Annotated in this window: 15 protein-coding genes and 1 pseudogene; 1 reads left to right on the forward strand and 15 read right to left on the reverse strand. The window is 33.9% G+C overall.

All coding sequences use genetic code 11. The features are described 5' to 3' along the window. Window positions 1-682 precede the first annotated feature (682 nt). Window positions 683-1,318 carry a uridine kinase gene (gene udk / locus CP370_RS06600; protein ID WP_004895448.1) on the forward strand — a complete coding sequence of 212 codons (636 nt, stop codon included), beginning with the start codon at window positions 683-685 and terminating at the stop codon, window positions 1,316-1,318. A 26-nt stretch (window positions 1,319-1,344) separates the two neighbouring features. On the opposite strand, the gene CP370_RS06605 is transcribed toward udk, so the two are convergent. From CP370_RS06605 to CP370_RS06675, 15 genes and pseudogenes are all read right to left on the reverse strand, one after another. Beyond that, a complete protein-coding gene (locus tag CP370_RS06605; RefSeq protein WP_223658645.1) occupies window positions 1,345-1,593 on the reverse strand; it encodes a hypothetical protein in 249 nt (82 codons plus the stop codon). Continuing rightward, window positions 1,580-2,374 (reverse strand): DUF4097 family beta strand repeat-containing protein, encoded by a 795-nt coding sequence (locus CP370_RS06610; RefSeq protein ID WP_087713165.1) that lies wholly within the window; start codon window positions 2,372-2,374, stop codon window positions 1,580-1,582. Before CP370_RS06610 ends, CP370_RS06605 begins: the two co-directional genes overlap by 14 nt. Before the next feature lie 246 nt (window positions 2,375-2,620). Continuing rightward, the gene (locus tag CP370_RS06615) at window positions 2,621-3,010 is read right to left on the reverse strand and encodes a hypothetical protein (RefSeq protein ID WP_087713166.1); all 390 of its coding nucleotides are present in this window, start codon (window positions 3,008-3,010) and stop codon (window positions 2,621-2,623) included. Between the two features lie 175 nt (window positions 3,011-3,185). After that, complete coding sequence (locus tag CP370_RS06620) at window positions 3,186-3,836, reverse strand: amino acid ABC transporter permease (RefSeq protein ID WP_014567237.1); 651 nt, start codon at window positions 3,834-3,836, stop codon at window positions 3,186-3,188. Between the two features lie 13 nt (window positions 3,837-3,849). Next, window positions 3,850-4,488 (reverse strand): amino acid ABC transporter permease, encoded by a 639-nt coding sequence (locus CP370_RS06625; RefSeq protein WP_004896905.1) that lies wholly within the window; start codon window positions 4,486-4,488, stop codon window positions 3,850-3,852. Beyond that, the gene (locus CP370_RS06630) at window positions 4,485-5,309 is read right to left on the reverse strand and encodes a transporter substrate-binding domain-containing protein (protein ID WP_087713167.1); all 825 of its coding nucleotides are present in this window, start codon (window positions 5,307-5,309) and stop codon (window positions 4,485-4,487) included. Before CP370_RS06630 ends, CP370_RS06625 begins: the two co-directional genes overlap by 4 nt. 1 nt (window position 5,310) lies before the next feature. Next, a complete protein-coding gene (locus CP370_RS06635) occupies window positions 5,311-6,060 on the reverse strand; it encodes an amino acid ABC transporter ATP-binding protein (RefSeq protein WP_087713168.1) in 750 nt (249 codons plus the stop codon). 443 nt (window positions 6,061-6,503) lie between these two features. Next, window positions 6,504-7,325: a transporter substrate-binding domain-containing protein gene (locus CP370_RS06640; RefSeq protein WP_087713169.1), complete on the reverse strand. Its 822-nt coding sequence runs from the start codon at window positions 7,323-7,325 to the stop codon at window positions 6,504-6,506. Between the two features lie 53 nt (window positions 7,326-7,378). Continuing rightward, complete coding sequence (locus CP370_RS06645) at window positions 7,379-9,148, reverse strand: ABC transporter ATP-binding protein (RefSeq protein WP_087713170.1); 1,770 nt, start codon at window positions 9,146-9,148, stop codon at window positions 7,379-7,381. Then, window positions 9,141-10,874: an ABC transporter ATP-binding protein gene (locus tag CP370_RS06650; RefSeq protein ID WP_087713171.1), complete on the reverse strand. Its 1,734-nt coding sequence runs from the start codon at window positions 10,872-10,874 to the stop codon at window positions 9,141-9,143. Before CP370_RS06650 ends, CP370_RS06645 begins: the two co-directional genes overlap by 8 nt. A gap of 3 nt (window positions 10,875-10,877) precedes the next feature. Continuing rightward, complete coding sequence (locus CP370_RS06655) at window positions 10,878-11,315, reverse strand: MarR family winged helix-turn-helix transcriptional regulator (RefSeq protein ID WP_087713172.1); 438 nt, start codon at window positions 11,313-11,315, stop codon at window positions 10,878-10,880. Window positions 11,316-11,399: 84 nt separating this feature from the next. Further along, window positions 11,400-12,254: an alpha/beta hydrolase gene (locus CP370_RS06660; RefSeq protein WP_087713173.1), complete on the reverse strand. Its 855-nt coding sequence runs from the start codon at window positions 12,252-12,254 to the stop codon at window positions 11,400-11,402. 97 nt (window positions 12,255-12,351) lie between these two features. Next, entirely contained in the window at window positions 12,352-13,590 is a 1,239-nt protein-coding gene (locus CP370_RS06665; protein ID WP_087713174.1) for an MFS transporter, read from the reverse strand. Window positions 13,591-13,680: 90 nt separating this feature from the next. Continuing rightward, window positions 13,681-14,915 (reverse strand): annotated as a pseudogene (locus CP370_RS06670) (C69 family dipeptidase). 142 nt (window positions 14,916-15,057) lie between these two features. After that, window positions 15,058-16,536 carry a peptide MFS transporter gene (locus CP370_RS06675; protein ID WP_087713175.1) on the reverse strand — a complete coding sequence of 493 codons (1,479 nt, stop codon included), beginning with the start codon at window positions 16,534-16,536 and terminating at the stop codon, window positions 15,058-15,060. Window positions 16,537-16,548 lie beyond the last annotated feature (12 nt).

The raw sequence follows: 16,548 nt of genomic DNA on the forward strand, positions 1-16,548 counted from the left end.
TAAAGAAATAAATTTAAGGAATCATTCATCCTTACACAAACTATTTTACAGTCTCATAAAATGTGCACACAGTTCCAACAACTAAAATACATAAATATACCCAAAACTTATTTTTTATTACTTTAAAATGGGTAAGTCTATAAAATAAAACAATATCTAATAAAATAGACAAAAGGATAGCTAACAAATAGCGCCAAGTTATTTATTTTATCTACCAAATTTCCCGAGCTTAAAAGCTTTATAAAAATTAGATGGAATAATAAAGCCATTTACCCTAGCCCCACCAACAACTTCACTCATTTCTTCTTCAGTTAAAATAACTTTCTTAACAAGAAATTTTTTTAATTTCTTTCATTATTCTTCTCTCCTTTAAAGCAATTAATAACATTTTTACGTCTTACACATTACCATTTTTTATTCTCTAAAAAATTAAAAATACCAAATTGGTCAATTTGATTACTGATTTAGTATTCTTTTTCTATAACGTACTACTAGTAAATATATATTTTTTTGAAAGAGAATTAATTTTATAAATATTAGTAGTAAACAAGGTATTTATTTTTAACTAGCTCCAAATTATCTCACTATAAAAAACATATTTGTCAAGATTATTGCTCAGAAAGCTATCATAGCGCATAATTTTAAGGTATTATTGTAATAGTTTAAAAAAGGAGATTTTATTGTGCAAAGTAAACGCCCTATTATCATTGGAATTGCTGGTGGTTCTGGTAGTGGTAAAACAACCATCGCCCATGAAATTTATGACCAATTACAACAAGACGACCATATCTTAATTATGACGCAAGATTCTTATTACAAGAACAATGACAACTTATCAATGGCAGACCGTAAAAAAATCAACTACGACCATCCTGATGCCTTTGATATGCCACTTCTTGTTGAACAATTACGTCAATTAATGGACTACAAGGCAGTTGAAATGCCAGTTTATGACTTTACCGCTCATACAAGAAGTGAAAAGACAATTCACACTGAACCGGCTGATATTATTATTTTAGAAGGTATCCTAGTTTTAGGCGAAGAGAATTTACGTGATTTAATGAGTATTAAAGTATTTGTAGATACTGATGATGATATTCGTTTTATCAGAAGATTAGAGCGTGATACACAAGAACGTGGACGTTCTGTAGAATCAGTAATTAATCAATACTTAGCAACAGTTAAGCCAATGTATAATCAATTCATTGAACCAACTAAGCGTTATGCTGATATTATTGTTCCAGAAGGTGGAGAAAATGATGTTGCTATCGATATGCTTACTACGAAAATTCGTTCAGTTTTAAGTACAGTCAAATAAAAATAACCTCGTGGCTTTCCACGGGGTTATTTTTCACAAAAAAAGAAACTCATTATAATTCCAGCAATCAGACTTCCACGTATTAATCCAAGATATTCTGACGTTTTCAGTATTAAGCTTTGAGCTTCACTCCAATTAGAAATTCCCATTACTATAGAACTTATTACAAAGAATGAGACTGTATTAATAATAACTGCTTTCAAGCTACTATAAATTTCTAAATTTTTCTGCTTAGATTTCTCTCTTTTCACCATTCTTCCTCTATTCCACCACATTATCTCCATCTACTGTTGTCATTGTTAAGATCACTCCAGATGGTTGCGGATCAAATGAAATATTATTTAGTCCATTAGCTGTTCTTACACGGGCATACTTCAAATTGGCACTCCAGACAGTATTATTTCCTTCAATATTATTAATATCATAATCGCTCTTAAAGACAGCATGATCTAAGGTGAAATTACCAGCCTTTAAGTTTGCACTTCCACCATCAATAGTTACGTCAGTTAAATTCATGTCTCCATCGGTAACATTCAATGAAATTTGAGATAAGGTAGACCCAGATACTTTAATTTCTCCGTCATATGTAGCAAGCTTCCCATCAGCTAAATCACTGTTTCTCACGGTCACATTACCATCTGTTGATTCAAGAAGGGCTTCAGCAATTGCAACACGTCTTACTCTAACTCTTCCCTCAGTCGATTTAAGATATGCTTTTTCCACTTTGGTATCAACGATTTCAATATCACCACTATTAGTTTGCACATCAAGCCTATCTAAAGTTACATCTGCTGGTACAACGACTTTAAGATGAGCTTCACCATTATCAATTAAATTAATTCTTTGCTTAAGCTGTAGTCTTCCATTTTCCAATTGAACAATAGGTAAGTAATGCCGTTTACCCATAAAGTTAACTGCAAAACGTTCTCCTTGTTCAACTGTTACCGCCCCGCTACTTAATTTTATTTTCAATTCGTTGAATTCTTCGTCGCTTATCTCTACCCTAACAATCTCATCTTTTTTATTTTCTTTAGAAAAAAGCTTTTCAAAGATCATAGCCTTTCCCCCAATCTACGACATAATTAAATTATTATTAATTATATTAATACTATTTAATATTTTCAACTCTTGAATTCAAAAACAGTGCTGAATTATCAACGCTGTTTTATCGTTTTTAGCCATTTAATTTAGTTTCAACTGCATATTTGCTCATAGTAAAATCCCCAGGTTGGATTTATGTCCAACTCTGGGGGTTAACTTCACATCGATTTTCATGTGTAGTTGCTTTTTTTACTAAATAATTTACTTAAAGAAATTTACAAATCCACTAAATAGAATTACCGTACTAATTAAATAAATTTGCCAAACAGATAAATTACTATCATCCTTACCCAACTTTTTAGCCATTTGATGTCCACGCCAGTACATTAAAAGTGATACTATAATTAAAATAATTCCTAGAATAACATATAAAAGGTGTGGAATATAAGGATTCGTATCCCCTAACAGGAACATGACTGGTACGATAATTAATACTGCACTAATGAAGGTTCCAAAGTATATTACATAAGGTGCAGTAGCAAGCTGTTTTGCCTTTTTATCCCACTTATAAAATCTGAAGGTACGATACAATTCAAAGAAGCCCAGTAACATTACTACAATGTACATGGCTGTTAAACCCCAATTTTTCATAATTAATTTCCTCACATTTTATTTTTTCTTATATATTTATACCTGTATTTTATTCCTTTCTTTAAAATAAAAATACAAAAAGTACCAAACCAGTTCATTTTTTGGATATACAGTCCATTATCCCTAATAAAAGGCATAATAAAAACCACATGAATTTTTTCATGTGGTTTATTTTTTAATATTTACTTTGTAAATGTTTAGCAACCATTGAAAGTGAGAAACAAACAATGAAGTACATAATCGCAATAATTACATACATTGGAATTAAGTAAGTAGTATTTTGACTATAAATAATTTGTGCATGGAATAATAATTCCGGCAAAACAATAATTGTTGCTAAAGAGGTATCCTTAACTAATGAAACAAATTGTGATAAAAGAGACGGAATCATCTTATTGAGGGCTTGCGGAATAATTACATGATACATTGCCTGCATATATGTCATACCGTTTGATCGAGCACCTTCCATTTGGCCTGGATCAACAGCAGCGATCCCACTTCTCACAATTTCAGCTAGCATTGCACCTTCAAATACTACCAAGGCAATAATAGAAGCAACCGTTGGATTGGTAATAATCCCTAATTCTGGTAATCCAAAATACGTAAAGAAGATAATTAACAATAGCGGTAAGTTTCTAATAATATCAATTACAAATCCAACAATTGCTGAAAGATATTTAATTTTTACGTAACGGATAAAGCCAAATACTAGTCCTAATACAAAACTTAAAGCAATTGAGATTAAAGATACATATATGGTCACCCACAAACCTTGTAAGAGAAAGCGAATGTTAATCCAAGAATATGCATGAATAAAGTTTTCCATCTTTTTCTCCTTCCTAGGCTAATTTCTTTTCTAAGTGACGCATGTAGTAACTTAATGGGAGGGTTAGTACTAAGTAAAATAACCCTACAACAACATAAGTATTGATTGTTTCAAATGATGAGAATGCAATTACGTCTGCTTGATACATCAAATCAAAACCTGCTACAAAGGCTAAAACAGATGAGTTCTTAATTAAGTTAATAAACTGGTTACCTAATGGCGGAATGACAATCTTTAAAGCTTGTGGCAAGATAACATACCGCATAGCTTGCGTATAAGTCATCCCATTTGAGCGAGCACCTTCCATTTGGCCATCACCAACTGAGTTAATTCCCGCTCTAACTGTTTCTGCAATAAATGCTGAAGTATATAATGTTAATCCAATCGTACCTGCGGCAAAACCTGATACCTTAAACCAAATTTGAGGTACAACCAGATAAAAGATCATTGTAATAACTAACAAAGGAATGTTACGGAAAATTTCAATGTAGACATGGGCTACTGCTCTACCAAACTTATTTGGTGCAACTTCTAACAAAGCAAAGCCTACTCCAAGGATCAAACTAAAGAATAGGGCAATTACACTACATAAAATTGTGTTCCAAAAGCCTGATAAGAATTCAGACCAATGATTTGTTAAAATTCCTATCACGAATTTTCAACCTCCTTAATATTAAATCCTGGAATACCGTCAAACCATTTAACTAACAGACGATGATATGTTCCATTTTTCTTTAATTCATTTAGTGCCTTATTAATGTGATCAGCAAAATCAGTTTGACCTTTTTCTACTGCAATACCGTAAGGTTCACTTGTGTAAGTTCCCCCTACTAATTTATAACCCTTATTTTCACTAGCAATTCCGGCAAGTAAACCATTATCGGTAGTCATAGCTTGTCCTTGACCAGCTTTTAATGCAGTAAATGCTTGACCATAATCATCATATTCAAAAACTTTTGCTTTAGGTGCAAACTTCTTAACATTATCAACTGCTGTTGTTCCTTTAACAGCTAGAGCAGTATTACCATTCAAGTCTCTAACATTTTTGATTGAGGAATCATCTTTTACAAGCAGTGATTGACCAGCGGTAAAATATGGTTCACTAAAAGTTACTTGTTTTTTTCGATCAGGAGTAATAGTCATTGTTGCTAAAATTGCATCAATATTTCCATTTTTTAATAACGGTATTCTTGTTTTGGGAGTTGTTTGTACAAATTCAGCTTTTGCGTCTTTGCCCAACATTTGCTTAGTTAAGGCCTTTGCTAAATCAACTTCAAAACCTTCGATCTTTCCAGTTTTAATACTCATTAAACCAAATAAACGAGTATCAGCCTTAACTCCCCAAGTAATTGTCTTACTCTCTTTAACCTGATCATAAACGTTACTTGATTTCTGCTTCTTGGCACAGCCGGTCAAAGTAACTAATAAAGCTAGTACCAGAGGCAAAATAAAAATCTTAGTTGATTTTTTCATTTTAGCCACCTAGTTTTTTAGTAATAACCTTACTTAAAAATTGACGTGCACGTTCAGTCTTAGGATGTTCAAAGAATTCTTCTGGTTTTGCATCTTCTAAAATTCTACCTTGATCAAAGAAAATTAATCTGTCCCCAACTTCACGAGCAAATCCCATTTCGTGGGTTACAACAACCATTGTAATTCCTTGATCTGCTACGTATTTCATAACATCTAACACATCTTGAATCATTTCTGGGTCAAGAGCACTTGTTGGTTCATCAAATAAAATAGCCTTTGGTTTCATGGCTAATGAACGAGCAATTGCAACACGTTGCTTTTGTCCACCAGACAATTGTCTTGGATACATATTTGCCTTTTCTTCAAGACCAACTTTTTTTAGAAGATCCATGGCAATATCATTATTTTCCTTATCTGGTCTATGCAAAACAATCTTAGGAGCTAAAGTTATATTTTCAAGCACAGTGTGGTTGTCGTATAAGTTAAAATGTTGGAAAACCATTCCCACATTCTTACGAATTTTATTTAAATCCGTATGCTTATCTGCCAAATCATAGCCAGTAACCATTAAAGTACCAGAATTAATTCGCTCTAATCCATTCATTGTACGAATCAAAGTACTCTTACCAGAACCAGACGGGCCGATAATTGAAACAACTTGACCCTCTTCAATACTCAAATTAATATCCTTTAAAGCATGGAACTTACCATAGTATTTATTTACATGCTTAAAATCAATAATTGCAGCCATTGTGCTTCCCCTCTCTTTTTTACTCACTTTTCCATTCTATTCTAAAACTTCTTAAAATTAACTTCTGTAGTTATATCTGTTGCATACCCCTTTATTTCCTGATTGGAGTAAAGAAAAAAAGCCCTTCGCTCCTAATTTACTCAGGACGAAAGGCTTTTTTCCGCGGTACCACCTAAATTGTCTAATTAAAGACCAACTTGACTAGAGCACAACCATGCTCCAGCGGCTAGATAACGTACCGCTTACGGCTAAACTTACTCTCTTAAAAGATTTCGGCCAGCAGCATTATAAAAGTGTCTTTCAATAATCCAGGGTCTGCTAACTTTTCCACTACCGTTAACTCACTAAAAGAAATAGATTACCTACTTTTCTTTTTATCGCTTTTTAAATTTAAATGTTGATTACATTTAATAATATTTTTTCAAAAAAGGCAAGTAAAAATTTTATTTTTCACCTTCGGTCTCTTTAATATTAAAGCCCGGAATACAGCTAAACCACTTCTTTACCAAGGCATCATACGTCCCATCTTTTTTTAATTTTACTAGTGCACGATTAATTGCATTTCTCATTTGTGTCTGCCCTTTATTGACAGCAATTCCATAAGGCTCATTGGTATAGGTACCCCCTACAAGTTTATAGCCCTTGTTTTCTGTTGCAATTCCGGCAAGCAAACCATTATCAGTAGTCATGGCTTGACCTTGACCGGCTTTAAGCGCAGTAAATGCTTGACCATAATCATCAAATTCTAATACTTTAGCCTTAGGTGCAAATTTTTTAACATTGGCAACTGCTGTTGTACCTTTTACAGCTAATGCAGTTTTACCATTCATATCTTTAATGCTCTTGATTGTCGAATCATCTTTAACTAATAAAGATTGGCCAGCATAAAAATATGGATCACTAAAATCAATTTGTTTTTTGCGTTCTGGCGTAATCGTCATTGCCGCTAAAACTGCATCAATATTTCCATTTTTTAAAAGTGGAATTTTTGTTTTTGCAGTTGTTTGTACAAAGTTTGCCTTGGCATTTTTCCCTAGTATTTCTTTAGTTAAAGCATTTGCTAAATCAACTTCAAAACCTTCAATTTTCCCGGTTTTAATGCTCATCAAACCAAATAAACGGGTATCGGCCTTAACGCCCCAAGTAATTTCATTACTTTTTTTCACTTCTTGATAGACGTTACGAGTATTTTTTTGGCATGCCGAAAGTAAAAAAACGCTAAATAAGACAATAAATAAAGAAAAGAATCGTAGCTTTCTCTTCACTTTTTAAACTTTCCCCCTAACCAAAATTAGAGGGAAAGTGTCCCTCTAATTTATTATTCAAATGCCATTTGATTAGTATACAAGCCATAGTAAAAACCATGCTGCTTAATTAATTCATCGTGATTTCCTTCTTCAATGACATTTCCATCTTTCAACACTACTATTTTATCTGAATTTAAGATAGTCTTCAAACGGTGAGCAATAACAAAACTGGTTCTGCCCGCAATAACCGCATCCATAGCTTTTTGAATCTTAGCCTCAGTAACAGTGTCGACATTAGAAGTAGCCTCATCCAAAATTAAAAATTCTGGGTCCGTCAAGATTGTTCGAGCAATTGAAATTAATTGCTTTTGACCAGTAGAAAAGACAGAATTTTCTTCAGAAACTTGAGTATCATACCCATCTGGTAAGGTCATAATAAAGTCGTGAATATTAGCTTCTTTTGCGGCCGCAATTACTTCATCTCGGCTCGCATCTGGCTTACCGTATTTAATATTATCCTCAACACTTCCAGTAAAGAGAACAGAATCTTGTAAAACAATACCAACATTATTTCTTAAAGATTCAAGTGTAATATCACGAACATCAACGCCATCAAAAGTTACTTTTCCACTATTTACATCATAGAAACGATTAATTAGGTTCATGATCGTAGTTTTTCCTGAACCTGTTGGTCCAACAACAGCAACTGCCTTGCCTTTATCGACATCAATTGAAACGCCGTGCAAGATCTCTTTATCAGCGTTATAGCCAAAATGAACGTTTTCTAATTTAACGCCCTTTTTGATTCCTTTAAGAACTTTTCCATCAGGTATGGTATTTTCTTCATCTTGTTCTTCAACTGTTGCCAATCTTCTAGCACCAGTTAAAGCAAGTTGTGTCATTGAATAAATAGATGTGAGTTGTGTTAGGGGTTGGAAATATGTTTGTGAATATTCAACAAAGGCAACAATTAATCCCAAACCAATTGCTTGACTGACTTGGCCACTAACAATGAGCCATGCGCCACCACCAATTACAATGGCTAAATTTAGTAAAGAAATTCCTTGTAGTAAGGGGAAGAGCATCCCAGAATAAAATTGACCTTTGAACATAGCGCTACGAACATCGTTATTGTATTTTTTAAAGTTTTGAACAGATTCTTCTTGCAAGCCATTAGTAATAATTACTTTTTCACCATTGATCTGTTCATTTACATAACCATTAAGATCACTAATTTTATCTTGTTGCTTATCTAAATGAACTCTCGCCTTCTTCATAATAACTACACTAATAATCAAAATTAATGGCGTTGTTGCTACCGTAAATAAGGCCATAGTTGGATTTACGATAAACATCATAATGATAGTCCCGATTAATAATGCACCTTGAGAAATAATTTCAAAAATTGCATTATTCAAGGCAGTAAAAATATTATCTAAGTCTGAATTAAATAGAGATAATAGTTTTCCATCTTGATGAGTATCAAAGTAGCGAATTAACATTCTTTGAAACTTAGCAAATAAGTTTTCTCTCATATCGTTAGTAGCATTTGCAGTGAATTTTGACATTACCATCCATGCAATAAAGGAGGCGATAATTCCAGCTGCATATACACCGAGCATTGATCCTAAAGCCTGATAAAAGCTACTTAGATCATGAGTGCGGCTAGCTACTTTATTAACCGCCTTAGTCAATTCTTGAACAGCATTTCCTAGGAAAAGAGGACCAAGCACTTGACTCAAAGTCGAAATCAAAGATAAGACGATAACAATTGTAACGCCTTTCCAATAATTCTTTAAATACTTGGCAAAGTATTTTAATGCTTTTTTAGTATTACTCATCAATTTCACCTCTCTTTTCTTTAGCTTTTTGTGTTCGATAAATATCTTGATAAATTGGGGAAGTCTCCAGTAATTCTTCATGAGTTCCTTCGGCAACCAATTTTCCATCATCTAAAACTAAAATCTTGTCTGCATTCATCACTGATACTATCTTTTCAGCAATAATTACTGTTGTTGTATCTTTTAAATCATGCTCTAAAGCTTCTTGAACTAATTTTTCAGATTTAGCATCTAAGGCTGAAGTAGAGTCATCTAAAATCAAAATCGGTGGTTGACCAATAACACCACGAGCAATTGATAAACGTTGCTTTTGACCACCAGAGAAGTTAGCTGATCTTTCCTGAACTTCATGGTCAAATTGATCCGGGTATTGACCGACAAATTCCTGTGCTTGGGCAATTTCTGAAGCACGTTTCAATTCATAATCGGTCGCATCTTCTTTTCCTTGACGCAAGTTAGAGGCAATTGTTCCAGAGAATAAAATTGCTTTTTGTAAAACCATGGAAACAGTATTACGCAGCGATTTTTCACCAATTGTCTTTAAGTCTTTTCCACCAATTTTTATTGTTCCTTTAGTCGGATCATAAAGACGCGGAATAAGTTGAGCCAGCGTACTTTTACCAGATCCTGTTGCTCCAACAATACCAACCATTTCACCTGGTTTCACCTTAAATGAAATATTCTTTAAAGTTGGCTTATCTCCATCAGGATAAGTGAAAGAAACATCGTCAAATTCAATACTTCCCTTTTCTGGTCCAGTTGGTGCATTAGGATCAAACTTAACATCTGGTTCAGTATCAAGTACTTCTTTAATTCTTCGTAGAGAAACCATCCCACGAGTGAAGTTCATAATCACAAAACCACCAATTAAAATTGCAAAGAGCAAAGTTAAAATATAAGAAACATATGGTGATACAACTGCAACATCAGTTGTAGTTAAATTAGCACTGCGTCCTACTAAAAAGACAACCAAAGCAATTACTAAATAAGCAATTAACATGAAAGCTGGCATAATAGTAGAAATCCAGTAACCAATCTTAATATTTAATTCGTTTAAATCATCAGAAGTTTCGTTAAATCTCTTAATCTCATTTTCTCCCTGATTAAAAGATTTTACTACACGTACACCCTGTAAATTTTCTTTAACGCGAGTAGAAATTTTATCCATGTAGTGTTGGAATTTAGCAAAAAGTTTATTCATATTTTGAATAACAATGTATCCAACCCCCATCATTAAAGCTAACATTAATACAGGAGCCCACCAATATTGAGGAATGGTAATAATACTCAATACAAATGATCCAATTAAAATAATTGGCATTCTGAGTAATTGCATGAATAAGATCATCATCATATTCATAACTTGGTTCATATCATTAATTAAACGAACAACTAATGAACCACTAGAGAATTTTTCAATATTTCCAAAAGAAAAACTTTGAATCTTGGCATAAGTTTCTTCACGTAAATCTGAAGTTATTCCCTGGGCAATTTTTGCAGCATAATATACGTTAAAAATACCAGCAATAATTGCTAATAAACCAAGTACAACTAATCCAATTCCATCTCTTAAGACAACACTCTGGTTATCCGCTAAAATTGCTTTTTGGATATTTTCTAATAATCTTGGCTGCCATAAGGTTGCAAAAGCAGAAATCAGAATTGTAATAATCGCTAAAAATATTTCTTTACGATAATTTTTGAAGTGTGGCTTCAAAATTTGCATCTATTATTCTCCCTTCTTTCTTAAAAGCTCCCAAAAGGTATCACTCCACTCTTCATTTAGAGCTACTAGCTGTTTCATCTTTTGTGCTCCCATTTTTTGTGCAATTTGCTTTTCAATTTCAAATAAAGGTGCCATTTTCTTTTTAGCGTATTTTTTCCCTGAAGCAGTTAACTGGCAATACTTAACCCGGTTATCTTCTGGATCAATTGTCAGTTCTAGATAATCTTGTTCTAGTAAGCGGTGAATTCCTTTATTAATAGATTGCTTCGGTAAGTCACTTAAGTTGACCAGATCTTTTTGCGTTAATCTTTGGCGCATTAATAGTTCATACAGAATAATGGTTAGATAACTTGGCATGCCATGTTGTCTATCCCACTCTGCATAAGCTTTTCCACCTCGAATAATTGCAAAATTCAATTTTTCGGTAGCAGTTAATTCCATACTTCACCTCACAAAAATAGTCTCTGTAGATACTAATTAATTAACCATATTAGTATCCACAGAGACTATTGTCAATAACTTTTATTATTCTTTCCATAAAAAATCAATTAAAAGTTTATCAACTTCTTTATTTTCGTGTAATTTGCTATGCTGTGCATTCTTACCCTTAATTTCTACTTCACGGTATGATTTTGCACGCCCATTAATTAAATACTTATAACTTTGTGCTGAGGCTACAGAAACTGATCCGTCAGAATTTGAACCATCCTCTTTATTACCATAGATATTTAAGACCTCAATTTGTCTTGGATAGTGTTTTCGTAAAGGTAATAATTGCTTAAAGACATCACTATAAATATCCGGTTCACCTGTTTTCTTATTTTTGATCTTAGCCTTTTGGCCAGCTTCTTCACCAAGATAGCCATCGTAATGCCCTGCAATTGAAACTACTTTATTAATCTTAGGCAATTTTTTATTGTCATAGTTTTCATTAATGTAATTAGCAATCTGTAAATTTCCCATTGAATGACCAACTAAATTAATCCTTGCATAATGATATTTATTAGAGATTGCAGTTATTACATCTTTTACATATGACGTTTTTCCACTCTGATTATCTTCTAGATTAACTTTGATAATTGGATTTTTTGCATTTTTTGGAATCGTACCGTTAAGTTTAACAGTGCCATTTTTACTTACATCTGCTTGAATAATCGTATTACTTGCACCAGCCATTTTTGCGGCATTCGCCATTTGAGTCTCCGCATTCGCACTTGAGCCCCAGCCATGAAAGAAAAATGTTGGGATTGTTTTAGTATTGGTTAAAGATGCAGTAACCTTTTTAGCGGGAACATTTTGAGCTTTTTGACCACATCCCGCTAACACAAATAAAAATAACGCAACAAAAAAACTAGCAAGATAAATCTTTTTCTTCTTCATAATTATTTCCTCTCACACTTACTTTTTTAGTATACAAGGACAATTATCAATTGAAAAATATTTATTCTTACTAGTTTCCTATCGTTAAAAGCTATATTTAGTTTCTTTTAGCTTCTTTTGTTAAAGTTTTTAAGCCTGGTAAAGTAATCATCACAGTAAAGCTAAGTAAGTATAAAGCTGATAAAAAGCCCATTACTACGCCTAAGTTATATTTATCCATTAAAATACCTATTACTACTGATGAAAATCCACCGATTGCCCTACCGACATTAACAATAATATTATTGGCACTCGACCGAATTTCTGTTGGATATAATCTACTGATTACAGCGCCATAGCCACCAAACATCCCATTTGAGAAAAAGCCAACTACAGCTCCAATAATCAAAAGCATGGTCATATTTTGGGCCAAACTTAATGTATAAACCATTAAAGCTGAACCAATCAAGAAAATCGCGAAGGCTCTTCTAGGACCAAAGTAGTCAAAAATTGAGCCAAATGTCATCATACCAATGCTCATTCCAATAATCGTAGAAATCATCCAAAGACTAGAATTTGAAACATTTAAATTCAATTGCTTTTGCACAATTGTGGGAAGCCAGTTCATTAAACCAAAGTATCCAGCAATTTGAACTGTCATCATAATCATTAGACCCACGGTTTGCCAAGCAAGGTGTGGCGTTGAAAACATTTTTTTAGCCACATCCGATAATAAGGAAGTACTTTCACTAGCTTGAACCTTAATAAATTGCTCACTTTCATGGACGTGTTTTCTAATGAAGATGGTTAAAATTACTGGAAGAATCCCTACTAAAAATAGCATATGCCAACCTGCTGCCGGAATAATCCAAGCTGCAATTAAAGCCGCTAAAATTGCTCCGATTTGGCCACCAATCGCTGCTACTGAGGTCATTTTACCAATTTGTTCTTTGTCAAAGTTCTCAGCAATTAAAGCAATTCCGACACCATATTCTCCGCCTGCTCCAATTCCTGCTAAAAACCGAAGGACATAGATAAGATAAATATTATTAGCAAATGCCATCAAAGCTGTCGCAATTGCAAAAATAATTACTGTATGGCTAAAAGTTTTAACTCGACCAATCTTATCACCTAAAATCCCAAAGGCGATTCCACCAACTAACATTCCTAAATTAGTAATCGTTGAAATAAAACCAGCCTCCCCACCTGACAAGTGAAGATCAGCGATCATCGAACTCATTGCAAACGATAAAAAAAGCACGTCCATATTCTCAAGCGCAAAACCTGATGAAGTAGATGCAATAACCCACTTCTGATTTTTGCTTAGAGTATGTCTGTGCTTAACCACTGTATCCATATTAAATTCCTCCAAAACGAATGCTCTCTGTCATTCAATTATTTCTTCAGAACTTATTCTACTCGTTTTTTTATGATTTACAATCCTAGATTATAAGTCTGGGTCTCTTCTAAAGTGCAATGGTGATTTCTTTATTTGCTTTGTGATTAACTTACCAATTAATTCTTGGTAGTCTTTAACTGCTGTATGAGCTAAGTCTTTGTTTGCTTTATTAATTAAGTCTAACTTCTTTGCAGGATCTTTTTCTTTATCAACTTAGACATCATATTCTGCCCGCATTTGACTTAATTTTTGTTGTGTAGCATTTCTAGCTTGATACAATTGCAAACCATAGTCTTTCCATGAACGATCAGCTAAGACTTGTGCTTCCTTGTAAATCCAATAAGCTGAATTTGAAGCATACTTATCTTTGCCATGTCTATAAAAGCTTGGCACTACACTACCTTGTGGATAGAATGGAACATATACATTTTAAGCAGTAAGTGTGCCTCTTCAGTAAAGTCAACACTAATTGGACGATATACAGCTGTATCTTTATTAACAGGATTTGCTACATCATATTTAGTTCCATCATAATGATCTCTTAATACTCTTTGAGCATCAGTTATTGAAATTGGATGGTCTGCCTTTTGAATAAATAGAATATCAAAGCTGCTTGGTTCTTGCTTAATAGAAGGACTTAAGATTCTTTGACCAGTCCAAACACGAGCAGTGTTATATGTTAAATCTAATAGGTTATGTGTACCAAAAATACGACGCCAATTAAATGACCTATTATTCGGCCATAAATTATGTTCTTCAACGAATTTTTGTAAACCAGGAGCAGTAATGAAGTTATCAGAGTCATTAAAGGCAATTCCTTGAATTGCTAATTCATTAGCAGCTACAGCATAGCAATCATCTGGAATACGTTGTGCTACCCAGTAGCGAGCAGTACCAATTTCGAAGTACCAAGCTTCTTTAGGATCGGCAAATAAAATACCATCTGATTCACCTGCAGTATGACCTTTAATAATCTTAGCAAAACGAGCAATAGCTTCACGTGCTGTCTTTACATAAGGCAATATACAAGTTACCATTGCTTCTTCAATGATACCGGATTCCTCATAAACACCCTTCTTGTCACTCCAATTTGGAGTTGAAGAATAAGCATATCTATGAGTTGGTAAATCCATTTCAAACTTATTCAAGTTAGACTTAAAGTGATTATTTGGAATATACTTTTCTTCATGAAAAGCTAAATGCTTAGCACAGTTTGGCTTATCATCTTCATTACGTCCAATGATAATGCTGCCATCTGTAGTAGCATTTTTCCCAATTAAAATTGATGTACATGCACTGTAATTACTTTAGACGCAAAAATTTTACTAAAACGCATTTTTCAAAAGTGTGAACTAATGCTTTCATAAAAAATAAGGAAAGATTTGAATTACCCATCAAATCTTTCCTTATTAAATTAAGTTTGTTTTATTCAGCATCTGCCATTAAGTTATGAATTTTCTTAGTAAAGAAAAACATCACTACACCAAACAATACACTAACAATTCCAACTGCTAAGAAGTATGCCACCTCAGTTTTACTTGAGTAGTATTTAACAATTTGGGAGTTAATAGCTTGACCAGTGGCATCTGCTAAGAACCAAAGACTCATCATCTGTGAACGGAAAGCTTTTGGTGCTAAACGTGTAGTTACAGATAAGCCAATTGGAGAAATAAGCATTTCGGCAATTTCAACAATAAACCAAGAGCCAACTAACCAAAATGGGCTAACTCGTCCGTTTGTTCCATAAAACATTCCTGGAAGGGCCATCCACATATATGAAAGACCAGCAAAGACCAAACCAGCAGCACTTGGTTGTTTCTTCCAGTTATCCCATAACCATACAAAGAACGGAGTCAAAATCATGATAAATACTGGGTTCAGAGTTTGGAAGTTAGCTGCAGTAAAGTGCCATCCTCCGATGTGAAGTACTGTTCTTTGAGCAGCAAATAGAGCTAAAACAACAGAACCGGATTCTTCAATTCCCCAGAAGATAGAAGCTGCAATAAATAATGGAATGTAAGCCCAAACTTTTGAGCGTTCCTCTTTTGTAACTTTAGGGCTTCTAAGCATTAAAACAAAGTAATAAATTGGTAAGGCAATAGCAACAATAGTAATTAAAGTAATAATATTGTCAATATTTAATTGACCAAAAGCAGCCATTAAACCTAATACTACTGCTAAAGCTAAAACTCCTAAACCAATTCTCTTTAAGACTTTGTTACGAGTTTCTGGATCGATTGGATCTGTTGGGTGCATTCCATCCTCAGAGAGATACTTTCTACCACCCCAAACATACTGTACTAAACCAAAAAACATTCCAACTGCTGCCAAAGAGAAACCAGCATGGAAGTTAAAATGATTTCCAAATAAATTAAGGCCAAAACCTTCACTTGCCCAAGGAACTAACCATGGAGCGAGTGCTGATCCTAAGTTAATACCAAACACAAAGATACTGAAACCAGCATCACGTCTGCGATCATCTAATGAGTATAAGCCACCAACCATATCAGAAACATTAGGCTTAAGTAAACCTGTTCCGACCACAATAAATGCAATCGAAATATATAGACCTAACTCTGCCATTGGTAAGGCTAAAATAATGTGTCCAATCATAATGAGGACACCACCAAAGAAGACAGTACTGCGTGCTCCCCAGATTCTGTCTGCTAACCATCCACCAGCTACCGTAGAAAGATAAACAAGTGAACCGTAGATAGACATGATTGAAGCAGCCGTGGTTTCATTCATTCCTAGTCCGCCACGTTCTACAGCATAATACATGTAGAAGAGCAAAATAGCACGCATACCGTAGTAACTAAATCTCTCCCACATTTCAGTGAAGAACAAGGTGGACAAACCACGAGGTTGTCCAAAGAAAGTCTTCTCTGTTGTTGAATTATTCATTAAAAACTATCC

Source organism: Lactobacillus sp. UMNPBX19 (assembly GCF_002553805.1).
GTDB lineage: Bacteria > Bacillota > Bacilli > Lactobacillales > Lactobacillaceae > Lactobacillus.